At 72.8% G+C, this 24547-nt stretch carries 27 protein-coding genes; 11 read left to right on the top strand and 16 right to left on the bottom strand.

Features of this window, described 5'->3' with window-relative positions; translation table 11 throughout:
- Positions 1–39 precede the first annotated feature (39 nt).
- From ACIPPM_RS20735 to ACIPPM_RS20720, 4 genes are all read left to right on the top strand, one after another.
- Positions 40–1080, top strand: coding sequence for a tetratricopeptide repeat protein (locus ACIPPM_RS20735; RefSeq protein ID WP_401449788.1), 1041 nt, complete (start codon positions 40–42; stop codon positions 1078–1080).
- Positions 1077–2078, top strand: coding sequence for a polyprenyl synthetase family protein (locus ACIPPM_RS20730; protein WP_401449786.1), 1002 nt, complete (start codon positions 1077–1079; stop codon positions 2076–2078). The genes ACIPPM_RS20735 and ACIPPM_RS20730 overlap by 4 nt, the downstream gene beginning before the upstream one ends.
- 117 nt (positions 2079–2195) lie before the next feature.
- Positions 2196–3233, top strand: a complete 1038-nt coding sequence (locus ACIPPM_RS20725; RefSeq protein WP_401449783.1) for a hypothetical protein — start codon at positions 2196–2198, stop codon at positions 3231–3233.
- 98 nt (positions 3234–3331) lie between these two features.
- Positions 3332–3985: a DUF2238 domain-containing protein gene (locus ACIPPM_RS20720; protein ID WP_401449781.1), complete on the top strand. Its 654-nt coding sequence runs from the start codon at positions 3332–3334 to the stop codon at positions 3983–3985.
- Here ACIPPM_RS20720 and ACIPPM_RS20715 read toward each other — a convergent pair.
- A complete protein-coding gene (locus ACIPPM_RS20715; protein WP_401449779.1) occupies positions 3982–4476 on the bottom strand; it encodes a DUF6328 family protein in 495 nt (164 codons plus the stop codon). The genes ACIPPM_RS20720 and ACIPPM_RS20715 overlap by 4 nt on opposite strands.
- A 65-nt stretch (positions 4477–4541) precedes the next feature.
- Complete coding sequence (locus ACIPPM_RS20710) at positions 4542–5426, bottom strand: SDR family oxidoreductase (RefSeq protein ID WP_401449777.1); 885 nt, start codon at positions 5424–5426, stop codon at positions 4542–4544.
- A 141-nt stretch (positions 5427–5567) separates the two neighbouring features.
- Here ACIPPM_RS20710 and ACIPPM_RS20705 point away from each other — a divergent pair, with 141 nt between their 5' ends.
- A complete protein-coding gene (locus tag ACIPPM_RS20705; protein WP_401449774.1) occupies positions 5568–6452 on the top strand; it encodes a LysR family transcriptional regulator in 885 nt (294 codons plus the stop codon).
- A gap of 1 nt (position 6453) precedes the next feature.
- Here the strand turns inward: ACIPPM_RS20705 and ACIPPM_RS20700 are convergent, their stop codons facing one another.
- From ACIPPM_RS20700 to ACIPPM_RS20680, 5 genes are all read right to left on the bottom strand, one after another.
- Positions 6454–7026, bottom strand: coding sequence for a TetR family transcriptional regulator (locus ACIPPM_RS20700; protein WP_401449772.1), 573 nt, complete (start codon positions 7024–7026; stop codon positions 6454–6456).
- Positions 7023–8510: an MFS transporter gene (locus tag ACIPPM_RS20695; protein ID WP_401449770.1), complete on the bottom strand. Its 1488-nt coding sequence runs from the start codon at positions 8508–8510 to the stop codon at positions 7023–7025. The genes ACIPPM_RS20700 and ACIPPM_RS20695 overlap by 4 nt, the downstream gene beginning before the upstream one ends.
- Before the next feature lie 108 nt (positions 8511–8618).
- A complete protein-coding gene (locus ACIPPM_RS20690; RefSeq protein WP_401449768.1) occupies positions 8619–9830 on the bottom strand; it encodes an FAD-dependent monooxygenase in 1212 nt (403 codons plus the stop codon).
- A gap of 96 nt (positions 9831–9926) precedes the next feature.
- Positions 9927–10625 (bottom strand): ribonuclease H, encoded by a 699-nt coding sequence (locus tag ACIPPM_RS20685; RefSeq protein ID WP_401449766.1) that lies wholly within the window; start codon positions 10623–10625, stop codon positions 9927–9929.
- Between the two features lie 33 nt (positions 10626–10658).
- A complete protein-coding gene (locus ACIPPM_RS20680) occupies positions 10659–11453 on the bottom strand; it encodes a VOC family protein (RefSeq protein ID WP_401449764.1) in 795 nt (264 codons plus the stop codon).
- Between the two features lie 132 nt (positions 11454–11585).
- Between ACIPPM_RS20680 and ACIPPM_RS20675 the strand changes: the two genes are divergently transcribed.
- Positions 11586–12479, top strand: a complete 894-nt coding sequence (locus tag ACIPPM_RS20675) for an aminoglycoside phosphotransferase family protein (RefSeq protein WP_401449762.1) — start codon at positions 11586–11588, stop codon at positions 12477–12479.
- 17 nt (positions 12480–12496) lie between these two features.
- On the opposite strand, the gene ACIPPM_RS20670 is transcribed toward ACIPPM_RS20675, so the two are convergent.
- Entirely contained in the window at positions 12497–12979 is a 483-nt protein-coding gene (locus ACIPPM_RS20670; protein ID WP_401449760.1) for a VOC family protein, read from the bottom strand.
- A 289-nt stretch (positions 12980–13268) separates the two neighbouring features.
- Here ACIPPM_RS20670 and ACIPPM_RS20665 point away from each other — a divergent pair, with 289 nt between their 5' ends.
- Complete coding sequence (locus tag ACIPPM_RS20665) at positions 13269–14159, top strand: SigB/SigF/SigG family RNA polymerase sigma factor (RefSeq protein WP_388997986.1); 891 nt, start codon at positions 13269–13271, stop codon at positions 14157–14159.
- A 165-nt stretch (positions 14160–14324) separates the two neighbouring features.
- On the opposite strand, the gene ACIPPM_RS20660 is transcribed toward ACIPPM_RS20665, so the two are convergent.
- The 3 genes from ACIPPM_RS20660 to mgrA form a co-directional block, all read right to left on the bottom strand.
- A complete protein-coding gene (locus ACIPPM_RS20660) occupies positions 14325–14783 on the bottom strand; it encodes an ATP-binding protein (protein WP_393915170.1) in 459 nt (152 codons plus the stop codon).
- 151 nt (positions 14784–14934) lie between these two features.
- A complete protein-coding gene (locus ACIPPM_RS20655; RefSeq protein ID WP_393592897.1) occupies positions 14935–15345 on the bottom strand; it encodes a hypothetical protein in 411 nt (136 codons plus the stop codon).
- Positions 15346–15761: 416 nt separating this feature from the next.
- Complete coding sequence (gene mgrA / locus ACIPPM_RS20650; protein ID WP_401449757.1) at positions 15762–16754, bottom strand: L-glyceraldehyde 3-phosphate reductase; 993 nt, start codon at positions 16752–16754, stop codon at positions 15762–15764.
- A 142-nt stretch (positions 16755–16896) separates the two neighbouring features.
- Here mgrA and ACIPPM_RS20645 point away from each other — a divergent pair, with 142 nt between their 5' ends.
- Both ACIPPM_RS20645 and ACIPPM_RS20640 read left to right on the top strand, forming a co-directional pair.
- On the top strand, positions 16897–17799 hold the full coding sequence (locus ACIPPM_RS20645; RefSeq protein ID WP_401449755.1) for a LysR family transcriptional regulator: 903 nt from the start codon (positions 16897–16899) through the stop codon (positions 17797–17799).
- 45 nt (positions 17800–17844) lie between these two features.
- Complete coding sequence (locus ACIPPM_RS20640) at positions 17845–18360, top strand: DinB family protein (protein WP_401449753.1); 516 nt, start codon at positions 17845–17847, stop codon at positions 18358–18360.
- Here ACIPPM_RS20640 and ACIPPM_RS20635 read toward each other — a convergent pair.
- From ACIPPM_RS20635 to ACIPPM_RS20625, 3 genes are all read right to left on the bottom strand, one after another.
- On the bottom strand, positions 18342–19412 hold the full coding sequence (locus tag ACIPPM_RS20635; protein ID WP_401449750.1) for an adenosine deaminase: 1071 nt from the start codon (positions 19410–19412) through the stop codon (positions 18342–18344). The genes ACIPPM_RS20640 and ACIPPM_RS20635 overlap by 19 nt on opposite strands.
- A gap of 66 nt (positions 19413–19478) precedes the next feature.
- Positions 19479–19874 carry a VOC family protein gene (locus tag ACIPPM_RS20630; protein ID WP_401449747.1) on the bottom strand — a complete coding sequence of 132 codons (396 nt, stop codon included), beginning with the start codon at positions 19872–19874 and terminating at the stop codon, positions 19479–19481.
- A 97-nt stretch (positions 19875–19971) separates the two neighbouring features.
- Positions 19972–20880 carry an aldo/keto reductase gene (locus ACIPPM_RS20625; RefSeq protein WP_401449745.1) on the bottom strand — a complete coding sequence of 303 codons (909 nt, stop codon included), beginning with the start codon at positions 20878–20880 and terminating at the stop codon, positions 19972–19974.
- Between the two features lie 53 nt (positions 20881–20933).
- Here ACIPPM_RS20625 and ACIPPM_RS20620 point away from each other — a divergent pair, with 53 nt between their 5' ends.
- A complete protein-coding gene (locus tag ACIPPM_RS20620) occupies positions 20934–21968 on the top strand; it encodes an acyl-CoA dehydrogenase family protein (RefSeq protein ID WP_401449743.1) in 1035 nt (344 codons plus the stop codon).
- Here ACIPPM_RS20620 and ACIPPM_RS20615 read toward each other — a convergent pair.
- On the bottom strand, positions 21862–22509 hold the full coding sequence (locus ACIPPM_RS20615; protein WP_401449740.1) for an HXXEE domain-containing protein: 648 nt from the start codon (positions 22507–22509) through the stop codon (positions 21862–21864). The two genes, ACIPPM_RS20620 and ACIPPM_RS20615, sit on opposite strands and share 107 nt — an antisense overlap.
- Before the next feature lie 56 nt (positions 22510–22565).
- The gene (locus ACIPPM_RS20610) at positions 22566–22733 is read right to left on the bottom strand and encodes a hypothetical protein (protein ID WP_388998013.1); all 168 of its coding nucleotides are present in this window, start codon (positions 22731–22733) and stop codon (positions 22566–22568) included.
- 196 nt (positions 22734–22929) lie between these two features.
- On the opposite strand from ACIPPM_RS20610, the gene ACIPPM_RS20605 reads away from it, so the two are divergent.
- Entirely contained in the window at positions 22930–24516 is a 1587-nt protein-coding gene (locus ACIPPM_RS20605) for an SDR family oxidoreductase (RefSeq protein ID WP_401450146.1), read from the top strand.
- Positions 24517–24547 lie beyond the last annotated feature (31 nt).

Below are 24547 nucleotides of genomic sequence, written 5' to 3'. Positions count from 1 at the left end.
TACGCGAGGCGTATACACGTGGTGTATAGAAGGGTTCACATGTACGGCAAGGCTTTCGCCCCGGAGTACCAGGGCGCCCTGACCACCCTGTCCGTCAATTCCTCGCTCACCGATGTGCTGGCCGAGGGGCTGGATCGGCTGCGGGAGGCCGAGCGGGCCGGGCACCCCGCCGAGGTGGCCCGCTGCGGTCTCGCGGTGGCCGAGGCGCACCGGCGGCTCGGCAGCACGGCGGAGGCGGACCGCGCGTGGAAGGCGAGTTACCGGGCGGCCCGTACGGCCGGGGACACCGGCGCGATGGCGTGGGCGCTGTGGAGCGGGGGCACACTGGCCCGGCAGCGCGGGGCGTTCCCGCTGGCCTGGCGGCTGCTGGGACTGGCCGCCGAACTCGGCGAGCGCGGCGGGGACATCGTGGTCCGGGGTTACTCGCTGGCCGGGCTCGCGGAGACCGGGCGCATCCAGGGCGACTACGCGGCGGTCGGCCGGCTGCACGAACAGCTGCTGGCCGAGGCCCGCAAACGCGGCGAGGCCCGGCACACGGTGTGGGCGCTGGAGGGCATCGCGCAGATGCACCGCAACACCGGCGACTTCGACCGGGCGTACGCGCTGTTCGAGGAGGCGGCGGAGATAGCGGAGCGCGCCGACGACCGGCGGGGCCACGCCTGGGCGCTGCGCGGTCTCGCGGACATCCTCTCGGCGCGCGACGGGGACACCGGCCGGGCGCTGGAGCTGCTGTCGCGGGCGGAGGACACGTGCCGGACGATGAATCTGTCCAGCGCGCTCGCCTACAACCACAAGATGCGCGGCAACGTCCTCTATCGCGCCGGGCGTCACGAGGAGGCGCGGGACCTGTACGGCCTGGCGCTGTCCGAGTTCCGCACGATGGACGAACCCCGGGGCGAGGCGCTGTCCCGCCTCGGTCTGGCCAAGTCGCTGGCCCGGCTGGGCCGTGACCCGGAGGAGACGGCGGCCGAACTGGCCGAGCTGGCGGTCGTGCTGGAGCGTGCCGGGCTGCGGCACTCACGGGAGATGGTGGCGCGGGCGCAGGCCGAGTTCGTGCCCGAGACGGAGGGCGCCCGGTGACGGCGGTCTTCCGCGCGGAGCGGATCTCGGGTACCGAAGTACTGCGCGAGGCACGCGAGTTGGTGCGGCCCGCGCTCCGGGAGGCGGTCGCCGGGCTGCATCCGTGGCTGGCCGAGATGGCCGCGTACTCCTTCGGCTGGCACGACGGCGCGGAGGCGGGCGGCAAGGGGGTGCGGCAGGCGCTGGCGGTGCTCGGGGCGCGGGCGGTCGGCGCGGACGCCGGGGCGGGGGTGCCGGGCGCGGTCGCGGTGGAGCTGGTGCACGTCTTCTCGCTGCTGCACGACGACATCATGGACGGCGACACCGCCCGGCGCGGCCGACCCGCGCTGTGGAAGGCGTACGGCACCGGTCCCGCGGTGCTCGCCGGGGACGCCCTGTTCGCGCTGGCGGTCGGCACCCTGGCGGACGTGCCCGGCGGGGTGCGGCTGCTCTCCGGCGCGCTGGCCGACCTGATGCGGGGGCAGGCCGACGACCTGCTGTTCACCTCCCGCCCCTGGACCGGACCGGAGGCGGTGACCCCGGAGGAGTACCGGGTCATGGCGGAGGGCAAGACGGGGGCGCTGCTGGGCTGTTCGCTCGCGCTCGGCGCGCTGCTGGGCGGGGCTCCGCGCCCGGTCGTCGCCGCGCTGGACCGGGCCGGACGGCACGCGGGCGTCGCCTTCCAGCTCGCCGACGACGTGCTGGGTGTCTGGGGGCGCCCCGAGGTCACCGGCAAGCCGGTGGGCGGTGACCTGCGCGAGGGCAAGAAGACGTATCCGGTGCTGGCCGCGCTCGCCTCGCCCGAGGGCGACCGCCTGCACGGCCTGCTGCGGGCGCCGGGTCATACGGCGGAGGCGGCGGCGCTCGTCGAGGCGGCGGGCGGCCGGGCCACAGCCCTGTCGGAGGCTCGCGCGCACCTGACCGCCGCCCGTACGCTGCTCGCCGGGCTGCCTCTGGAGCCGGGCGCGGCGGCCGAGCTGGGCGCCCTGCTGGACGCGCTCGCCGTCCGCGAACGCTGAACCCCGTCCGGTACCGGCGGCGGCCAAACATCGCCTATCGGGCCATATAGGCTGCCCCCGGTGCCCGGCCGCCCGGGCCACCGCACCATCGAGCCCCCGCACACAGGAGAGCCATCCGTGACCCTGGCCATCGACCCCGCCGAGACGACCGCCGACGCCCCGGCGCCCCTGTCCGACCTGGTGGCGCGGGACGCCCGCGAGTTCGGGGTGTACGCGCGCACCGGCGGCTGGGCCTTCGCGCTGATGGTGGCGCGCAGTGTGCGGCCGGGCGGGCAGGCGGCCGGGGAGACCCCGAAGGTGTCCGCGAAGGAGTTCGCGGAACTGGCGGAGTGCTCCCCCGAGCGGGTCATGCGCTACTACCGGGCCTGGGACCGGGCAGCCGACGACGGCCTGGTCCCGCAGTTCGAGACGCTGGAGCCGGGCCAGGAGATCCAACTCCCCGACTCCGACGTCTGGTTGAGCTACTACTCGTCCCGCAGCAGCGCCACCTCCGAGCGCGGCACCGCCATCGCCGAGGCCGCCGAGGCCGAGGGCATCCGGCCGACCAAGGCGCTGGAGGTGGCCGAGAACCCGACCGCGCTGCGTGCCGCCATCCTGGCCGACCCCTCCACCGCCCGCGCGGCCCGCTCCGCCCTGCTGGACCGGATCAAGGAGGACCCGGAGCTCCAGGCCGAGCTGGCCCGGGACGTGGTGCGCACCGACGACCTGAAGAAGGCCGTCGCCACCGAGAGCCGCGCCGCCGACAAGATCGGCTACGTCCGGCAGATCGCGGAGTCCGGCCAGATCAAGACGCCGGCCGGGCAGACCGTCGACGCCCCCGCCGAGCTGCGCGAGGAGGCCGAACGGCACCTCTCGCTGATCGACGAACTGCAGGACGACGAGGACACCGGCGAGTGGGCGGTCGAGGCGTACGACACGCTGAAGACGCTGGTCGCCGACACCGTCGAGGCCGACCCGGAACTCCGCGTCCAGGAGCGGCGCACCAAGTTCTACGGCAGCCTCCAGAAGGCGACGCGGGCCTTCGAGGAGCTGACCTTCGACGACGCCCAGGACTTCTACGAGGACGACATGGTCCGGCGCCTGGAGGAGCTGCAGCAGGCCATCGGCTCCTGCCTCACCGCGCTGCGCGGTGCGGTGGGTTCCGCGGACCGGTAGGGGTGCTCGGTGGGGGCATGAGTACCGGTACTCATGCCCCGCGCGCCGGGCGGCCGGACGATGGGGCGACCGACACCGCCCAGCCTCTGGAGCCCGCCATGACCGCAGTCCACCCCGACCGGCCGTCCGTCCGCCGCCCAGTGCCGCCCGCCGTGTTCGCCGGTGTGGCCGCCGTGGGCCTGGCCGTGTCCGCCTGGGGCGCGCGGGACCGTACGACCTGGTTGCTGGAGACCTTCTGGGTCATGATCGGGCTGCCCCTGGTGGTGCTCCTCTGGCGGCGCTTCCCGCTCACCGGACTGCTGTGCGGTCTGCTCGCCGCGCACGCCCTGGTGCTGGCGGTCGGCGGCCACTACACCTACGCGCAGGTACCGGCGGGCGACTGGGTGCGCGACACCCTCCACCTGGCCCGCAACCCGTACGACCGGTTCGGGCACCTGATGCAGGGGTTCGTCCCGGCGATCCTGGTGCGCGAGCTGCTCACCCGCACCTCGCCGCTGCGCGGCAGCCGCTGGCTGGCCCCGCTGACGGTCTGCGCCTGCCTGGCCTTCAGCGCCTGCTTCGAGCTGCTGGAGTGGGTGGCGGCCGTGATCGGCGGCTCCGGCGCGGACGCCTTCCTCGCCACCCAGGGCGATGTCTGGGACACCCAGTGGGACATGTTCTGCGCCCTGATCGGCGCCGTACTGTCGCTGCTGCTGCTCAGCCGGGTCCACGACCGCTCCCTGGCGGCGCTGCGGACCCGGACCGGGCGTTAGTCGGAGTCGGGCTTGGTGTGCCGCAGCCGGGCCCAGATGGGCAGGCCGTACCAGCAGACCAGGTACCAGCAGACGACGGCCGTCACGAGCCACGGCACATAGCCGTCGTGGGTGGCCACCCGCAGGATCAGCAGCAGTGAGCAGGCCATGGTGGCCAGCAGCAGCACCAGGCCGATGAAGGTGAGCGCCCCGGCCAGCTTCACCGCCTGCGGTTTCACCTGGTGCCCGGAGACCAGGCGGTGCAGCGACACCGGTCCGATGAGGGCGCCGGTCGCGCAGGCGCCCAGGACGACGGTGACGATGTAGATGAACTGGTCGGTGCCGGACAGCTGGGCGTACTTGGGCTGGAACACCACGGTGAGCAGGAAGCCGAACAGGATCTGCACGCCGGTCTGGGCGACGCGCACCTCCTGGATCAGCTCTCCCCACTTGCGGTCGGCCCGCTCTTCCGCTGTCTCGTCCCGCCCCCGGCGCGGTGCCTCCTCGGTCATGCGATCCAATTAACCGCGCAAACGTTCTTTCAAACCGGTCACCTGTCCGAGCGCACTGTGCTGGTTCACTCGAAGTAGTGGCCCTCGTCCAGATCGGCGAGGAGGCCGGGCCCTTCGGGCCGCCAGCCGAGCCGTTCACGGGTGACGGCGCTGGAAGTGGGGTTGTCCACCCCGGCGAACCGGCCGAGGAACCCGAAGTGCTCCCCCGCCCGCTCCGGCTCCACGCTCACCACGGGCACGTCCAGATGGCGTCCGATGACCTCCGCGAGGTCCCGGAACGGCACACCCTCGTCGGCGGCCGCGTGCCAGCGGGTACCGGCCGGGGCCTGCTCCAGCACGAGCCGGAACAGCCGGGCGGCGTCGAGCCGGTGGACGCCGGGCCAGCGGTTGGCGCCGTCCCCGACGTAGCCCGCCGCCCCCTTCTCACGGGCGATCCGGATGAGATGCGGTACGAAGCCGTGGTCGCCGCGCCCGTGCACGGAGGGCGCGAGCCGCACGACGGAGCCGCGTACCCCCTGCTCGGCGAGCGCGACGGCGGCCTCCTCGGACGGGGTGCGGTGGGTGCCCGGCGCGGGCGCGTCGGTCTCGACGGCGAGGCGGCCCGCCGGGGCGATCGCGGTGCCGGAGGTGACCACGAGCGGGCGGTCGGAGCCCGCCAAGGCGGCGCCCATCGCCTCGACGGCCCGCAGGTCGGTGGCTCCGGCCGCGTCGAAGTCGGCGAAGTCGTGGACGAAGGCCAGGTGGATCACCCCGTCGGCGCCGTCAGCCGCGCGGGCCAGGCCCTCGGGGTCGTCGAGGCTGCCCCGGAACACCTCGGCGCCCGCCTCCTTCAGCGCGGCCGCGCCGTCGTCCGAACGGGCCAGGCCGACGACCTCGTGCCCGGCGCCGATCAGTTCGGGCACCACGGCGGAGCCGATGAACCCGGTGGCCCCGGTGACGAAAACACGCATGGTGACGCTCTCCTCGGATGGTCGGTGGAAGTGCCTCCATCGTCGGCCGGTCACCGCGCACCCGTCCAAGGCTTCTTTCGCATGGCGCAATACGTTTCGGGCATCACCGCTGGTGTGCCGGTCGGCCGTACGCTGGAAGGCATGTCCGACTACACGGATCTCGATCTCCGGCTGGTCCGGTACTTCACGGTCGTCGCCGAGCACCGGCACTTCGGCCGCGCGGCCACCGCCCTGCACATCACCCAGCCCTCGCTGAGCCGCCAGGTACGGCGGCTCGAACGGGAGCTGGGCGTCGAACTGCTGGACCGCACCCCGCGGGGCACCCGGCTCACCGAGGCGGGCGAGGTCTTCCTGCCGCACGCCGAGGCGCTCCTGCGGGCCGCCCGGCAGGCGGTGACCGAAGCACGGGCCGCCGCCGAGCCCAGCCGGATCACCATCGGCTACACCACGGGCGTGCTGGTCACCCCGGCCGTGCGGGAGCTGCGGCGCAAGTTCCCGGACGCGGACGTACGGGCCACGCACCTGCGCTGGCACGAGACGCGGGAGGCGTTGCTCGGCCACCGGGTGGACGCGCTGGTGGCCCGGCTGCCGTTCGCCACCGACGGGCTGCGGGTGAGCGTGCTCTACGACGAGCCGCGCGTGGTGGTGGTCCCGCTGGACCACCGGCTCGCGGGCAAGGAGTCGGTCACCCTGGACGACATCGCCGACGAGCCCCTCCCCCGCGTCCCGGACCCGCTGTGGGACGCGTTCTGGCGGATCGACCCGCGACCGGACGGACGGCCCGCGCCGGACGGGCCGTTCATCGGGGACATCGAGGACAAGTTCGAACTGGTCGCGTCGGGCCAGGCGTTGGCGATCGCGGCGGCCGCCCCAGGCATGCCCGCGCGGCCCGATCTGACCGCGATCCCGCTGCACGGCGTGGAGCCGTGCCATGTCGCGCTGGCCACCCGCGCGGGCGACAACGGCCGCCTGCTCGCCGCGTTCCGGCGCTGCGCGGAGTCGCTGCTGACCGGCCCCGAGGGGTGAGTCAGGGCGTCAGCTGGGCCTGGACCAGCGGGCCGTAGCGGTCGGCCACCTCGTCGGGGCCGGCCTCGCGCACCTCGGGGCCGCGGGCGATGCCGTACATGACGCCGACGCCGATGAGCGCGGCGACGGCCAGTTCGGCGCGCAGGCCCGCGTCGGGGCCGGTGAGCCGGGCGGCGAGGCGGTCGGTGACCTGGGCGCGGAAGTTGGCGCGCAGGATGTCGCCGTGGTCGCCGTGCAGCGGGGCGAACGCGATGCGCAGCAGCGGGTCGGCGCCCCGGTCGCGCTGGCTGGCCAGGACATGTCGGACCATGTGCCGTCCGAGGCCGTCGAGGGGCGCGTCGAGGAGGTCGTCGGCGTCGGTGTCGAAGGACATGACGCGGGCGAACAGGGCGTCCTTGTTGCCGAAGTACTTCAGCACCAGCGGCGGGCTGACCCCGGCCCGCTCCGCGACCGCCTTGAGGGTGATGTCGGCGTGCGCGTGCCGGGCCAGGAGGTGGCGGGCGGCCTTGAGGATGGCCGCCTTGGTGGCCTCGGCGTCGCGGCGGGCGGGGGCGGGGGTGGGAGCGGTGGTCACGCCTCCTCCAGGGCACGAGCCCCCGTCGTGGCGCCCTCGGCGCGGCGCGTGCCGTCGGGGCCGCTGTCGCCGGGGATGGTGAGCGCGGCCGCGCAGGCGGCGAGCGCGACGGCACCGGCCATGGCGAAGGCCAGCAGATAGCCGTGCAGGGTGGGCACCGGCAGGCCGCCGACGAGGCTGGTGTGGTGGACCAGTACGGCCGCGACCGCGGCGCTGGAGACGGCCTGGCCGATGGTCCGCATCAGGACGTTGACGCCGTTGGCGGAGGCGGTCTGGGCGGCCGGGACGGCGCGCAGAATCAGGGTGGGCAGCGCGGAGTAGGCGAGGGTGGTGCCGGTGGCCACCACGGTCGCCCCGAGGATGATCATCCACAGGTCGCGGCTGTCGGCGATGCGCAGCGCGTAGCCGCAGGCGATGACGGCGGCGCCGAGCGCGAGGGTGATCCTGGGCCCGCGCCGGGCGGAGATCCGGGCGGACAGCGGCGAGAAGAGCAGCATGGTGACGCCGCCGGGCAGCAGGCACAGTCCGGTTGCGACGATCGACAGCCCGAGCCCGTAGCCGCTGGCCTTGGGCGCCTGGACGAGCTGGGCGGTGACCAGCGAGTTGGCGTAGAACGCGAAGCCGGTGAGCAGGGCCGCCACATGGGACAGGCCCACCCGGGGCCTGGTCACCAGCCGCAGGTCGACCAGCGGCCGGGCGGTACGGAGCTGCTGGTACCACCACAGGGCGAGCACCACGGCGGACGTGATGAACAGGCCGAGGACGGCGGGGCTCCCCCAGCCCCATTGGCCGCCCTGGGAGACGGCGAGCAGCAGGGACACCAGCGCGGCGGCCAGGCCCAGCGCGCCGACCACGTCGAACCGGCCGGGCTCGCGTACCGGTGACTCCCTGACCGCCCACCAGGTGGCCGCGACCCCGAGCGCGCCGAGGGCGCTGGTCAGCCAGAACATGGTGTGCCAGTCGGCGTACTGCACGACGAGCGCGGCCAGCGGCAGGCCGAGTGCGGCGCCGATGCCGACGGTGGAGCTCATCAGCGCCACCGCCGACCCCCGCCGCTGGGGCGGGAGTTCGTCGCGCAGGATGCTGATGGACAGCGGGACGACGGACGCGGCGGCACCCTGCAGGGCGCGGGCGGTGATGAGCACGGTGATGTCGGAGGACAGCGCGCACAGCACCGAGCCGACGGTCATCAGGGCGAGCGCGGAGGTCAGCACCCGGCGCTTGCCGTACATGTCACCGGCGCGGCCGAGGACCGGGGTGAGCACGGCGCCGGAGAGCAGGGTGGCGGTGACCATCCAGGAGACGGCGGCCGGTGACGATCCGGTGAGCCGGGGCAGGTCGGGCAGGAGCGGGACGACCACGGTCTGCATGACGGCCATGAGGATGCCGCCCGACGCCAGCACGGGGATGGTGAGGCGTTCCCGCAGCCGGGGCGGCGCCGCGAGGGTGCCGGGCGGCTCGGGTATGGGGGCGGAGGGGCCCATCGACGCTCCTGCGGGTGAATGTGCGTGGCTGGTGAATAGCCATTCACTCTATCCAGTGAATGGCTATTCACCAACCTTTACCCGTGCCTTGAGCTGGGGTGCGGGGGGTCAGCGGGGGCGTTCGGGGGTGCGCGCGGCGTGCAGGGCGCGGGCGGCGCGGGGGCCGAGCCAGCGCTTGAGGCGGCGCAGTGGTTCGAGCTGTCCCGCGGCCTTGTCGAGGCCGTAGTAGAGCTGGGGCGGGACGTACGGCAGCAGCGGGGAGTGGCGCTGGCCCAGCAGGGCGAACATGCGGTGCGGGGGCAGGTCGATGTACCGGGGCAGGCTCTCGTACCAGCGGGCGCTGTAGCGGGCGGCGCTCTGCGCGGACAACAGCTCGGTGCGGCGCCGCTTCTCGTAGGCGGCGAGGGCGTCGCGCGGGGCGGGGTGTTCGCGCAGGGCGGTGGCGAGGCACATGGCGTCCTCCAGGGCGAGGGTGGTGCCCGCGCCGATGGAGTAGTGGGTGGTGTGGGCGGCGTCGCCGAGCAGGACCAGGCCGTCGTGGTGCCAGGTGCGGTTGGTGAGGGTGCGGAAGTTCAGCCAGGGGACGCTGGCGCCGTCGCTGGTGCGGCCGATGAGGGGGTGGCCGTCGAGGAGTCCGGCGAAGAGCCGTTCCAGCAGGGCGAGCCCCTCGCCCTCGTCGGCGCGGTGCAGGCCGAGGCCGGTGAGGGTCTCGGGCGAGCACTCGATGACGCAGGTGCTGTGCCCGGTGTCGTACGGGTAGCCGTACGCCCAGATCCAGCCGTGCCCGGTCTCGACGAAGGCGAAGGTGAAGGCGTCGAAGACCTTGGTGGTGCCGAGCCAGAGGAAGTGGTTGCGGCCGTGGTTGACGTGGGTGCCGAACTCGTCCGCGTACCGCGTGCGCAGGGCGCTGCCGATGCCGTCGGCGGCCACCACCAGGTCTGCCGCTGCCGGGAGTTCGGTGATCTCACTCTCGAACTCCAGCCGTACGTCCAGGGATCGGGCGCGGTCGGCGAGCAGTTCGAGGAGGCGGTGGCGGCCGATGCCGAAGCCCCGGTCCCCCGGCTGCCGGGTGCTCGAGTCCCGTACGTGGGCGACGCCTTCGTTCCAGTGGACCGAGTTCGCCGCGATGGCGTCCGCCGACTCGGGGTCGTGGGCGCGGAGCCGGTCCAGGAGTCCCTGCCAGTAGGTGACGCCCCAGCCGTAGGTGGAGCCCTCGGGGGCGCGTTCATGGACGGTGATGTCGTGGGACGGGTTCTGCCGCTTGAGCAGGATGGCGAGGTACAGGCCCGCGGGCCCGCCCCCGACACAGACGACCTTCACGCGCACACCCCTGGAAGTCACCGGACGTAGTCGATCGGCCTCGCAGGGTAGCAGCGATGAGGTACGACCGGGCCCGGAAAACTCCGGCGGGGACGGTCAGCCGGTGGCGGTACGGCACTCCGGGTGGCCCCAGCCCTGCGCGTTCTTGGCGATGGACTCGCCCGCGGCGTAGGAGCGGCCGCAGAGGCAGCGGCCGGCGAACTTGGCCTTGATGGTCCGTGAGGAGGCGGACCCGGAGGAGCCGGTGGCACGGCGGGGCGTCTTGCGGCGGGCGGCCGGGGCCGGGGTGTCGGGCGAGGGCGGCGGCTCGGGCGAGCCGTGGGCGCTGCCCGCGGCCTCCTGGACGACGGCGGCCTGGCTGGCGGCGCGGTCGGCGAAGTCGTTCAGCGGGTCGCCGTCGACCTGGTGGGCGGGGACGTACCGGAACTCGACCGAGCGCCCGTCGAGCAGCTCGTCGATGCGGACGACGAGCTCCTGGTTGGCGACCGGCTTGCCCGCGGAGGTCTTCCAGCCGTTGCGCTTCCAGCCGGGCAGCCAGGTGGTGACGGCCTTCATCGCGTACTGGGAGTCCATCCGGACCTCCAGCGGCACGTCGGGGTCGACAGCGGCCAGCAGCCGTTCCAGCGCGGTGAGTTCGGCGACGTTGTTGGTGGCCCGGCCGAGCGGGCCCGACTCCCAGCGGGCCGGGGTCCGCTCGTCGTCGGAGACCACCCATGCCCATCCGGCCGGTCCGGGGTTTCCCTTCGAAGCCCCGTCGCACGCGGCCACCACACGTTCACGCATGTGCCCGATCATGCCATGGCCGCGCCGGGGCCCGGACCGGCCGGGTCAGGCGTCCTTGAACTCGGGCATGCCGCCCTCGGTGGTGGTGACGTCGATCACCGAGAAGTGCGCGCCCTGCGGGTCGGTCAGGGCGGCGAACCGGCCGAAGGGGCTGGTCATCGGGCCGAAGCGGAGCACGGCCCCCTTCTCGGTGGCGCGGGCCACGGCCGCGTCGCAGTCCTCGACGGTGAAGTAGACGTTGACGTAGGAGGGGACCTCGGGCGGGAACTCCTCGCCCATCCGCATCCGGCCGAGCACCGGGTCGGCGCCCAGGTCGAACAGCCGGAAGTCGACGTGTTCGTCCGCCATCTCCTTCATCCGGTACGGGAAGACGGCCGACAGGAACCCGTCCGCCTTCTCCGGCTCGCGAGTGAACACCTCCGACCAGCAGTAGGCGCCGGGCTTCGCCACCGCCTCGAAGCCCTCGTGGGCGTCGCCCTGCCAGACGCCGAACACCGCGCCGCTGGGCTCGCGGGCGATCACCATCGTGCCGAAGTCACCGACCCGCATCGGCTCCATCAGCACCTCGCCGCCGTTCTCCCGGATCTTCGCGGCGGTGGCGGCGGCGTCCGGCGAGGCGAAGTAGAGACACCACTGCGAGGCGCCCTCCTGGCCGGGCATGGGCGGGACGACGGCGGCGACGGCCTTGCCGTCCGCGTACGCCTGGGTGTAGTTGCCGTACTCCGACGAGGACTCGCCGAAGGTCCAGCCGAGGACGTCGCCGTAGAACCGCTTGGCGCCCTCGAGGTCGGTGAACATCGCGTCGGCCCAGCAGGGCGTTCCTTCGGATTGCACGGCCATGGTCGGCCCTCTCGTGTTGATGGTTCGTCCCGGATTGTCACGCTAGCCACTCGGCGAGCGGGGCGCTCGGGGACGGCGTGGTCCGGTTTTTTCGGTCGACAGCGGGGACCCGGCGGCCCTTGGATGGGGCTGATGAGTACTCGGAAGATGCGTGACGGGGAGATCGACATCGACGCACCGCTGGTGCGCCGCCTGGTGGCACGGCGGTTCCCGGCGTGGGCGGGGCTGCCGGTGACCCGGCTGAGGTCGTCCGGCACGGAGAACGCGATGTTCCGGCTGGGTCCGGACCTGGTGGTGCGGCTCCCCCGCCATCCGGGCGCGGTGGCGGACGTGGCGCACGAGCGGGACTGGCTGCCCCGGCTGGGCCCCGGTCTGCCGGTGGCCGTGCCCGAGCCGGTGGGGTCCGGGGAGCCGGACGGCGACTTCCCGTGGCCCTGGTCGGTCTACCGCTGGCTGGACGGCGCCAACCCGGTAGCGGGCGGTGTCGCGGAGCCGGAGCAACTGGCCAAGGAGCTGGGCGCGTTCGTGGCGGCGCTGCGCCGGACCGCGACCGTGGACGCGCCCCGAAGCTACCGGGGCGGCCCGCTCAGCGGCCAGGACGCGTCGGCTCGCGAGGCGCTGGCACAACTGGCGGGCCGGGTCGACACGGCCGGGGCGACCGCCCGCTGGGAGCGGGCGCTGGCCGCCCCGGCGTACCCCGGCCCGCCGGTCTGGGCGCACGGCGACCTCTCCCCCGGCAATGTCCTGGTGACCGCCGAGGGACGGCTGGGCGCGGTGATCGACTTCGGCTGTGCGGGGGTCGGCGATCCGGCCGTGGACCTGATCGCGGCCTGGAACCTGCTGCCCGCCTCCGCCCGGAACGTCTTCCGCGACGCGGTGGGCGCGGACGACTCCGAGTGGGCGCGCGGCCGGGGGTGGGCGCTGTCCATCGCCCTGATCCAGCTCCCCTACTACTGGCACACCAACCCGGTACTGGCCGAGAACGCCCGGCACACGATCGGCGAGGTGCTCGCCGAGCCCGTGTGACCGGGCGCCGGAGCCGGTCATTCGCCCGCGTACGCCTTCTCGAGCGCGGCGAGGTCGAGCTTGCCCATCTTCATCATGGCGCCGAAGGCGCGGGCGGCCTTCTGCGGGTCGGGGTCCCTGGTCATGTCGAGCAGCCGCTCGGGGCAGACCTGCCAGGAGACGCCGTACTTGTCCTTGAGCCAGCCGCAGGGGCCGCCCTCGCCGCCGTCCTCGATGAGCCGGTTCCAGTAGTGGTCGATCTCCCGCTGGTCGGCGCAGAGGATCTGGAACGAGATCGCCTCGGTGAACTTGAACTCGGGGCCGCCGTTGAGGGCGACGAACTTCTGGCCGTTGGCGGTGAACTCGACGGTGAGCACGGTCCCGGCCTCACCGGGGCCCGCCTCGCTCCAGTGGGTGACGCGGCCGACGCCGGAGTCCTTGAAGACGGACACGTAGTAGTGCGCCGCCTCCTCGGCCTGGCCGTCGAACCAGAGACATGTGGTGAAACCACCGTGGGACATGGGGCCTCCTGTGCGAATCGCCGCGCCGGTCGCGCGCTCACCAGTACCGACCGCCACCCGCCCCGGGACTCATCGGTCGCAGGCCGATAAGATCAAGCCACATCGTCGATTTCGAGCCAGGTCGAAATTCGTCTGCATGCGTCGCGTGACCGGGGGTACCCGGCCCGTGAAAGAAGACGTGCATGGGGCGGGGTTTGCCGGGTAGCCGGTAACCACGCGGCATCCGTGGCCCAGGGAGACCGGGGCCGGGGGGAGCAGTCGTCGAACCGTGACTTACGTGGGAGAGGTAATGGACACCGCCGTCGGCATCCGGTCACAGGCAGAGGTCGCGGAGAAGACCGCGCAGGACAGGACGGACGAGGAGATCCTTCCTGGTATCGCGGACCCCGCAGCCGTGGCCCCGCGTGACGCGCGGGCGCTCTCACGGCAGTTCTTCCGCCGTCTGGCGGAGCTGGAGGAGGGCACGCACGAGTACCAGTACGCGCGCAACACCCTCATCGAGATGAACATGTCGCTGGTGCGCTTCGCCGCCGGACGCTTCCGGGGCCGCGGCGACGACATGGAGGACATCGTCCAGACCGGCATGATCGGCCTGATCAAGGCGATCGACCGGTTCGAGGTGTCGCGCGAGGTGGAGTTCACCTCCTTCGCGCTGCCGTACATCGTGGGCGAGATCAAGCGGTTCTTCCGCGACACCACCTGGGCGGTGCACGTCCCGCGCCGCCTCCAGGAGCTGCGCGTGGAGCTGGCCAAGGCTCGTGAGGAGCTGTCGAGCCGACTCGACCGCGACCCCTCCGTGGCGGAGCTGGCCACGCTCATGAACATCACCGTGGAGCAGGTCGTCGAGGGCCAGCTGGCCTCCAACGGCTACAACTCCAGCTCGCTGGACGCCGCCCTCACCGGCGACGGCCGCGAGGACGGCGAGGCGGTCCTCGCGGACTTCATCGGCGTCGAGGAGGAGGGCCTGCGTCTGGTCGAGGACTTCCACGCGCTGGCCCCGCTGATGGCCGAACTGAGCGACCGCGACCGGCAGATCATCCACATGCGGTTCGTGGAGGAGGCCACCCAGGCGGAGATCGGCGAGAAGCTCGGCTGCTCGCAGATGCACGTCTCCCGTCTGATCAAGCGCATCATCTCGCGGCTGCGCCAGGGCATGCTCGGCGAGCTGGGCTGCGCCTGAGCATCACGGTTCTGACACCTTGAGGTGAGAGGGCGGTCCGGTTCGGCCGGGCCGCCCTTCGTCATGCCTGCTCGACCGTGAAGCCAGGAAGATGCGGACACACGAAGACGCCGACCGGATCGCGGTCGGCGTTCATTGCTCCAGGAGGGCCGTGCTGCTGTCCGCTCAGCCGTCCAGCCGGATCAGGGCGCGCACGCGCTTCCCCACCGGGACGCGGTCCACGATGATCTCCGAGGCGACCGCGCGCACGATCTCCAGGCCGTGGTGGCCGACGCGCTCGGGGTTCTTGGGGAAGCAGCGGGGCAGCGCCACGCTGCTGTCGTACACCGACACGGTGACCGCGCTGTCGGTGCCCTCCAGTTCCAGGATGTACGGGCCCCCGCTGTGCCGGTCGGCGTTGGTGACCAGCTCACTGACGACCAGGAGCAGGTCCCCGCCCGTCCGGCTGTCGACGGTGGCGCACCACTCGGTCCGCAGCTGCTCCAGGAAGCGCTTGGCGAAGGCCCGCGCGTCGGCGATGCATCCCGGCTCTCCGGTGTAGTGCGCCGTACGCCGAAGGGGTTCCACGGGTACGTCGAAACCAGTCGGTATCACTGCCACTGCCACGCCCAGGTGTTCGGTCATGGTGTCTCTCTCGAAATGCCCGGTCCGGCCGGTCGCCTGTTGCCTGTGTTGCACGTACCCCGACTCGGGCCGCACATTCCCCCCGATGTGCTCGCCCTTCACATATCTTCACCGAGTTCGCCACGACCGGGCCGGACCTGGGGTTTCGCGGTCAGGCGACGGGGACGACGAAGGCGGGGACGGTGCGCTGCATGCGCAGGGCGTCGACCGACTCGGCGAGCAGCTCGTACTCGGTGGTGTCGTCGCTCGCCGCGATCCGCACCAGGCGTCCGCCGGCCAGTTCGTCCGCGACCAGTTCCTGCCGGGTGTCGTCGGAGCACCAGGCGCGCAGCAGGGTGGGGACGTCTGCCACGGTGTCCGCGACGGGGACGAGGGCGCCCGCCGGGATCTTCTCGCCCTCGGGGCTGGGGTCCAGCCGCTCGGCGATCCAGGAGGCCCGGTCCCGCAGCCACCACAGGGCGAGCGCGAGGGTGGGCGCGCGGTAGGTGCCGAGCGGTACGCCTACCCGCTGACCGCCGCAGATCCCGTACGCGGTGACATGGCACAGGAATTCATCGTGCACGATCACTCCCCCGTTGCCTCGCCGGTGTGCCGACCGGTCCCTCTCTTTTCCGTGCGGCTCCTGTGCGGTGAAGTGCCCTTGGCAATTCGAGTATCGCCACATCGGAAACACTGTCACCATGTCTTTCCGGCCACTCTCCTGGCATATGCGATGCCCCGATTCTGGCCGAATCATGTGACGCGCGGGAGCGCCCCGCATCAGTTGGCGGATTATCGCCCGTGAACGGCGCGCCGCAGCCCTGCTCGCCAGTCCCCGCAAGGCAAGAGCCCAGGGGTGAGGCTCCCCTGGGCTCTGCTCCGGAACCGCTTCCACGGCATGGCAGGAATTCAGCGCCACCCGCATCCGCGCCGGAATACGCGAAGAAATTGTGAAGGCGGAAAAAACCTCGGCCGTCCGCTACTGGCGTTCCGGCGAGTTCAAGTCTTCACGATGGCGTCGATACGGGCCAGTTCCTCCGCGTCGAATTCCAGATTCCGGATGGCGCCGACGCTGTCCGTCAGTTGCTGGGCGCTGCTCGCCCCGACCAGAGCGGACGTCACCCGTCCGCCCCGCAGCACCCAGGCGAGCGCCATCTGGGCCAGGCTCTGGCCGCGGGAGGCGGCGATCTCGTTCAGTGCGCGCAGTCGGGCGACCAGGTCCTCGGTGACGGCGTCGGACTTCAGGAACGGGCTGTCGCTCGCGGCGCGGGAGCCCTCCGGGATGCCGTCCAGGTACCGGCCGGTCAGCAGGCCCTGCTCCAGCGGGGAGTAGACGATGGAGCCGACCTGGAGCTCGTCCAGGGTGTCCAGCAGCCCCTGGTCCTCCGGGCGCCGGTCGAGGATGGAGTAGCGCGGCTGGTGGATGAGGAGCGGGGTGCCCAGCTCGCCCAGGATGCGCGCGGCCTCGCGGGTCTGCTCCGCCGAGTAGTTGGAGACGCCGACGTAGAGCGCCTTGCCCTGCTGGACCGCCGAGTGCAGCGCGCCCATCGTCTCTTCGAGCGGGGTCTCGGGGTCGAAGCGGTGCGAGTAGAAGATGTCGACGTGGTCCAGGCCCATCCGCGTCAGGCTCTGGTCGAGCGAGGACAGCACGGACTTGCGCGAGCCCCACTCGCCGTAGGGGCCGGGCCACATCAGATAGCCGGCCTTGGTGGAGATGACCAGTTCGTCGCGGTACGGCGTGAAGTCGGCCTTCAGGGCCTCGCCGAGCGCGGACTCGGCGGCGCCGGGCGGCGGGCCGTAGTTGTTGGCCAGGTCGAAGTGGGTGATCCCGAGGTCGAAGGCGCGGCGCAGGATCGCGCGCTGGGTCTCCACCGGCCGGTCGGGGCCGAAGTTGTGCCACAGGCCGAGCGACAGTGCGGGGAGCTTCAGTCCGCTGCGTCCGGAGCGCCGGTAGGGCAGGTCGGCGTAGCGGTCGGGGTGGGCGGTGTACAACGCGACTCCATAAGGGGTTGGCACACGGTCTTCCCGGCACCGGACCCATACGTGTCCGGCAGCCTCCCCCACTCTTCACCGGAGCGCGGTCAGCGGTCCAACAGGAGAATCCGATGGATTTCAGCGGCTAGGCTTCTCAATCATGGAACTGCGTCATCTCCAGCACTTCGTCGCGGTCGCCGAGGACCAGCACTTCACCCGGGCCGCCGAGCGCCTGATGGTGTCCCAGTCGGGGCTGTCGGCGTCGATCCGCGCCCTGGAGCGGGAGCTGCGGGCGCCGCTGTTCGTGCGCACCACCCGCCGGGTGACGCTGACGGAGGCCGGGCGGGCGCTGCTGGTGGAGGCCGAGCGCATCCTCGCCCAGGTGCGCTCCGCGCACGAGGCGGTGGCGGCGGTGCAGGGCGTGCTGCGCGGCACGCTGGCGCTGGGCGCCGAGCAGTGCATCGCCGGGGTGCGTGTGGCGGGGCTGCTGGCCGCCTTCCGGCGGGAGCACCCGGACGTGGAGATCCGGCTGCGGCAGAGCGGTTCGGGAGCGCTGGCCGAGGGGGTGTCGGCGGGCCGCCTGGACCTCGCCTTCGCCTACCGCGTCCCGGCCGACGGCGACCAGCTGCGCTCGCTGCCGCTGGCCGGCGAGCCGATGACCGTGCTGTGCCATCCGGAGCACCGGCTCGCCGAACTCGGGGCGGTGCCGGACCCCGCCGCCCTGGCCGGTGAGGTGTTCGTGGACTTCCACCCGGACTGGGGGCCGCGCCGGGCCACGGACGCCGCGTTCGCCGCGGCCGGGGTGCGCCGTACGGTCGCCCTGGAGGTCAACGACGTGCACAGCCTGCTGGACCTGGTGGACGAGAACCTCGGGATCGCGGTCGTCCCCCGGCACTTCCGGCACAAGCGGACCTCACTCACCGCGCTCCCGCTGAAGGGCGTCGACGAGGCCGCGTACGAGACGGTGGCCCTGCTGCCCCCGGAGCGGGCCACCAGCCCGGCCGCCCGCGCGCTGATCGCCCTGCTCGGCACCCCGGACACGGAGCGCGCCGAAGCCCGGTGACGTCACGCCCTCGCGCCGGGGGCGGGGATGCGCGAGGGTGGGAACATGTACGCGAAGGAGATCCTCATCGAGGGCTACGACCGTATCCGGGAAGAAGTCCACACCGTGCTCGACGGCCTCGGCGCGGACGACCTGGACCACTCCCCCGCGCCCGGCGCGAACTCCATCGCCTGGCTGCTGTGGCATCTCAGCCGGGTGCAGGACGACCACGTCGCCGACGCCTTCGGGCTGGACCAGGTGTGGCTGTCGCTGGACTGGGCCGACCGCTTCGACCTGGATCTGCCGCACGACGACATCGGCTACGGCCACACCCCCGAGCAGGCCGCGAAGGTGCGGGTCCCGTCGACCGTGCTGCTGGCCGGGTACTACGACGCCGTGCACGACCAGACCCTCGGCGTGCTGCGGGCGCTGGCCGCCAAGGATCTGGAACGGGTCGTGGACGAGCGCTGGGAGCCGCCGGTCACGCTGGGCGTGCGCCTGGTGAGCGTCCTGTCCGACGATCTCCAGCACCTCGGACAGGCCGCCTACGTCAAGGGGCTGCTTCAGAGCGCTGCGGCGTAACCCGGCAGGACGACGTCCTCGATGAGCGCCTTGCGCTCGTCGAACGGGATGAAGGCGCTCTTGACCGCGTTCACGGTGACCGTGCGCAGGTCCTCCACCGTCCAGCCCGCCTCCTCGACCAGCAGCGCCATCTCGCGGGTCATGGTGGTGCCGGAGACCAGGCGGTTGTCGGTGTTGAGGGTGACGCGGAAGCCGAGGTCCTTCAGGGCGGTGACGGGGTGCTCGGCGATGGAGGTGGCGCAGCCGGTCTGGAGGTTGGAGGTGGGGCACATCTCCAGCGCGATCCGGCGGTCGCGGACCCAGCCCGCCAGGCGGCCGAGCTTGCCGTCGACGATGTCCTCGGTGATGCGGACGCCGTGGCCGAGGCGCTGGGCGCCGCAGACCTGGACGGCCTGGTGGATGCTGGGCAGGCCGTACGCCTCGCCCGCGTGGATGGTGAACGGCACGCTCTCGGCGCGCAGCCGCTCGAAGGCGGCCAGGTGGTCGGCGGGCGGGAAGCCGTCCTCGGCGCCCGCGATGTCGAAGCCGACGACCCCGGCGTCCCGGTAGGTGACGGCCAGTTCGGCGGCCTCGCCGACCCGGTCGAACATCCGCATGCCGCACAGCAGGGTGCCGACGCGTACCGGCGTCCCGGCGGCGGCCGCCTTGGCCATACCGGCGGCGAGACCCTCCTGCACGGTCTCCACGACCTCGGACAGCGTCAGGCCGCCGCGCGTGTTCAGCTCGGGGGCGTAGCGCACCTCGGCGTAGACGACGCCGTCGGCGGCGAGGTCGAGGACGTACTCCTCGGCGACGCGGAGCAGTCCCTCGCGGGTCTGCATCACGGCGAGGGTGTGCTCGAAGGTGCCTATGTAGCGGACCAGGTCGCCGGAGCCCGCGGCCTCGACGTACCAGGCGGCCAGCTCGTCGGGGTCGGTGGTGGGCAGGGTGTGGCCGACCGCGGCCGCGAGTTCGATGACGGTGGCGGGACGCAGACCGCCGTCGAGGTGGTCGTGCAGGACGGCCTTGGGGAGCCGTCGGAGGGTCTCGGTGTCGATGCGGGGCGCGGTCATGGCGTGCTTCCTCGGCGGGTCGTGCGGATGGGATCGCGGATGGGGCGAGTGGGATGCGTGCGGCGTTCAGGCGGCGGGCTGGAGCAGGTCCCAGCGGTTGCCGTAGAGGTCCTGGAAGACGGCCACCGTGCCGTACGGCTCGTGGCGGGGGTCCTCCAGGAAGGTCACTCCGTGGGCGGTCATGCGGGCGTGGTCGCGGGCGAAGTCGTCGGTGTGCAGGAAGAAGCCGACGCGGCCGCCGGTCTGGTCGCCGACGCGGGCGCGCTGGTCGTCGTTCTTCCCCCGGGCGAGCAGCAGGCCGGTCCCGGCGCCCGCTTCGGTGCCGGGCTCCACGACGACCCAGCGTGAGCCGTCCGGGCGGGGCTCGTCCTCCGCCAGCCGGAAACCGAGGGCCTCGGTGTAGAAGCGGATGGCGTCGTCGTAGTCGTCCACGACGAGGGTGACCAGGGCAACGCGGCGCATCGGGGCCTTCCGGTGGGGGGTGGTTAGCGGGAGAGGTTATACGTAAAACTACCGGGGCGCCAGTCATCTCCTGCGGGGGGTCCGGCGGGGTGCTCGGCTACTCGTGGAAGGCGTTCAGGCGGCCCAGTTCGTCGTCGGTGAGTTCCAGGGCGCCCGCCGCGATGTTCTCCGCGAGATGGGCGGGGTCGCCGGTGCCGGGGATGGCGAGGACGTGCGGGCCCTGGTGGAGGGTCCAGGCGATCCGGACCTGGGTGGGGCTGACGCGGTGAGCCTCGGCGACCTCCGCGACCGCCGCGTCCGCGTCGGCCACGACCCGTTCGTGCGCGCCTCGTTCACCGGTCTCCCCGGCGACGGAGTAGAAGGGGACGAAGGCGATGCCGCGCTCCCCGCACAGCCTGAGCAGTTCCTTCCCCTCGGGTCCAGGGGTGTCGAGCCCGTACCGGTTCTGCACGGCGACCACGGGCGCGATGGCCAGGGCCTCGTCGAGGTGCCGGGGTGCGACCGCCGAGATGCCGAGGTGCCGGATCAGGCCCTCCTGCCTCAACTCCGCGAGGGCGCCGAAGTGTTCGGCGACGGAGTCCTGGCCCATGCGGCGCAGGTAGACGAGGTCGAGGTGGTCGCGGCCGAGCTGGCGGAGGTTCTCCTCGACATGGCCGCGCAGCTGGTCGGGGCGGGCCGCGGTGCCCCAGGAGCCGTCCTGTTCGCGGAAGGGGCCGACCTTGGTGGCGATGACCAGGTCGTCGGCGTAGGGGGCGAGGGCGGTGTTGATCAGTTCGTTGGCCGAGCGGAGGGAGGAGAAGTAGAAGGCGGCGGTGTCGATGTGGTTCACGCCGAGTTCCACGGCCCGGCGCAGGACGGCCAGCGTGCGGGCCCGGTCGCTGGGGGTGCCCAGGTGGAAGGCGGCGTTGCCGGTGAGCCGCATCGCGCCGAGACCGACGCGATGGACGGGGAGGTCGCCGAGGGGGTGGGTGCCGGAGTCCGCCGCGGTGATCGTTTCGGTGGTCATCGGCGGAGTGTGCCACAGGTGCCGGGCGGGGCGGGCGGGGTAGGGATGCGCGCATGACGATCACCGATCACCCGCTCGTCGGCCGCGCCCGCCTGCTCGCCGCGGAGTTGCTGGTGCCCGAGGCGGAGCGGGTGGACCAGGAGGGCGTGCCCGCGAGCCACGTCGAGGCCGTGAAGCGGTCCGGGCTGCTGGGCCTGAACGCCCCGGCCGGATACGGCGGCTGGGCGGCACCGCCCGCCGTGATGCGGGAGGTCACGGAGATCCTGGCGGGCGCGTGCGCCTCGACCTGGTTCGTCCAGTCCCAGCACCACACCCCGGTCCAGGTCCTCGCCCGGGGTGAACCGGCCGCACGCGAGCGCCTGTTGGGCCCGCTGGCACGCGGCGAACTGCTGTCCGGCGTGGCGTACGCCCAGCTCCGCGCCCACCCGAGGGTTCCGGTGCGGGCCCACCACGACGGCAGGGGCTGGCGCTTCGACGGAAGGGTGCCCTGGTGCACCGGCTGGGGACTGAACGACGTCCTCCTCCTGGCCGGTCTGACCGACGACGACGAGGCGGTCTTCGCCTTCGTGGCCGCCCGCGAGCAACCGGGCCTGCGCCCCTCCGCCCCGCTCCGCCTGGCCGCCCTGACCGCCGCCCGGACGGTGTCCCTGGAGCTGGACGGCCTGCGCGTACCCGACGACTCGCTGGCCCTGCGCCTCCCGTACGCGGAGTGGGCCCCCACCGACCGGGCGAAGACCCTGAACGCCAGCCCGGCGGTCTTCGGCATCGCCGCGGCGGCCCTGTCCCTGCTGGACGACGACACGGCGTCCCCGCTGCGGACCCGCCTGGCGGACATCCGCACCCGCGCCTACGCCCTGGCCGACCACCCGTCCCCGCTGGAGCGGGTGGACGAACGCCTGGCGGTACGGGCGGAGGCGTACGCGGCCCTGGACACCGCCACCACGGCGGCGGTGCTGGCGGGAGGCGGCCGTGCGATGTCCCTCACCTCCCGGTCCCAACGCCTCGCCCGCGAGGGGATGTTCCTCCTGATCCAGGGGCAGACGGCCGAGACGCGGCAGGCCCATCTGCGAGCGCTCGGGGAGCGGTAGGCGCCGGCCGGCCTCTCGTCAACCGCCCCGCCAGCGCGTGGCTGCCCGCCACACCCAGCGCCGCCACCGCCGCCCCGCCGGCCAGATCACGGGCCCGCGTGGGCCGCAGCACCCCGGCCCGGCGCAGTCGCCCCCGTGCCCACAGGGTGAACGGGATGACCACCAGCGGGCTGGTCACGGAACCCGGCGTGCAGGTCCGCAGCGCGACCGCCTGGACGAGGTGCATCACCCCGTGCAGCCCGAAGGTCGTCAGGGCGGTCTGGAAGACGGCGGACCGGCCGCCCGTGCGCTGCCCCTCGGCCGACACGACCGCCACCAGCACCCCCACTCCCGCCACCGAGAGGGTGAATTCACGAGGTGTCACCGGCCGGAGGCGCCGCCACACCGGTTCCGGGACCCGGGGCCGTCGCGCGCGCAGTTCCGGGACCCGCGTACGGGTCCAGCGCGGGACCGTGGCCACTTCTTCCGCGTCGTGCAGTGCCCAGGCGGCCAGCAGGCCCAGGGTGACCGCCGCGCCGACTCCCGCCGGTTCCTCACTCATGAACCGGCAGTATCGCAGCCCGCGTCGGTCGGATTCCCTCTCCCGGGGGACGAGATTCAGTCGTCCGCGCGGCCCTCGACCACGACCAGGAACGCGTCCGACTTGAGGTCCATGATCACCGTCGCGGGTTCGCCCTCGGCGCGACGGGCGGCGGCGTACTCCTCCGCGGGCCAGGAGCCGCGCGGTGAGCCTGCGGGGAAACGCTCCAGCACTGTCGAGTTCATGGCGGCGGACACCTCCGGCGGAAGCTTCGGGTGGGACACAGAACCTGTACCTCACCGGCTGCCCGGCTATCACTCGGACATGCCGTTGTACGCCGTCCGGCACAACCCGCATCCGCATACCGCGTCCGGCGGGAAGGGATCACAGGGAGCCGTGGCGGACCACGGGCTGACGACCGAGGCCAAGGAGCCGGAAACGATGAACGACGACGACTCCGCGGGCGGGCTCCGCTGTCTGGTGACCGGTGCCACCGGCTACATCGGGGGCAGGCTCGTGCCGGAGCTGCTCGCCGCCGGACACCGGGTGCGCTGTCTGGCCCGTACCCCCCGCAAGCTGCGCGACCAGCCGTGGGCGGGTGACGTGGAGGTGGTCCAGGGCGATGTCATGGACCCCGACTCGCTGGCCGAGGCGATGCGGGACGTCGACGTGGCGTACTACCTGGTGCACGCGCTGAACAGCGGTGACGACTTCGAGGAGACCGACCGCAAGGCGGCCCGGCACTTCGGCGAGCAGGCCGAGGCGGCCGGGGTGCGCCGGATCGTGTACCTCGGCGGGCTCACCCCGGCCGGGGTGCCGGAGCGGGAGCTGTCCCCGCATCTGCGCTCGCGGGCGGAGGTCGGGCACATCCTGCTGGCGTCCGGTGTGCCGACGGCCGTGCTGCGCGCTGCGGTGATCATCGGTTCCGGCTCGGCCTCGTTCGAGATGCTGCGCTATCTCACCGAGCGGCTGCCGGTGATGGTGACCCCGAGCTGGGTGCACACCCGTATCCAGCCGATCGGCGTCCGGGACGTGCTGCGGCTGCTGGTGGGCTCCGCGACGCTGCCGGAGGACGTGAACCGGGGCTTCGACATCGGCGGGCCGGACATACTGACGTACCGGCAGATGATGCTCCGGTATGCCCAGCTCGCCCATCTGCCGCGTCGGTTGATCGTGTCGGTGCCGATGCTCACGCCGGGTCTGTCCAGCCACTGGGTGGGGGTGGTGACGCCGGTGCCCGCGTCCATCGCCCGGCCGCTGACCGAATCGCTGCGGTACGAGGTGGTGTGCCGCGAGCACGACATCCGGCGGTACCTGCCCGACCCGCCGGGACATCCGTTCACCTTCGACGAGGCGGTACGGCTGGCGCTGCGCCGGGTGCGGGAGGCGAAGGTGGTCACCCGCTGGTCGTCGGCGTCGGTGCCGGGCGCGCCGAGCGATCCGCTGCCCACCGACCCGGACTGGGCGGGCGGCAGCCTGTACACCGACGAGCGCGAGATCGTGGTGGACGCGCCGGTGGACCGGCTGTGGCGGGTGATCGAGGGGGTCGGCGGCGACAACGGCTGGTACTCCTTCCCGCTCGCCTGGAGCCTGCGCGGCTGGATGGACCGGGCGATGGGCGGGGTGGGCCTGCGCCGGGGCCGCCGGGACGCGGAGCGGCTGCGGGTCGGCGACTCGCTGGACTTCTGGCGGGTCGAGGAGATCGAGCCGGGCCATCTGCTGCGGCTGCGGGCCGAGATGCGGCTGCCGGGGCTCGCCTGGCTGGAGATGTACGCGGAGCCGGACGGCGAGGGCCGCAGCCGGTACCGGCAGCGGGCGCTGTTCCACCCGCACGGACTGGCCGGCCAGGCGTACTGGTGGTCGGTGTCGCCGTTCCACGCGATCGTGTTCGGGGGGATGGCCCGCAACATCGCGCGCGCCGCCGTCCACGGTCCGCTGCCCACGATGCGGAACCGGAACCTCGCGAAACGGGGGCTGAAGGACCTGGGGCTGCGGAACCGGAGGCTGAAAAAGCGGGCGCGGCGTTGACGTCCGCGTCCAACAGGCGCTCTCGCCCGGA

Origin of the sequence: Streptomyces sp. NPDC090119, from assembly GCF_044747085.1 — a bacterium.
Classification (GTDB): domain Bacteria; phylum Actinomycetota; class Actinomycetes; order Streptomycetales; family Streptomycetaceae; genus Streptomyces.
This window is presented reverse-complemented; position numbering and strand designations above follow the sequence as displayed.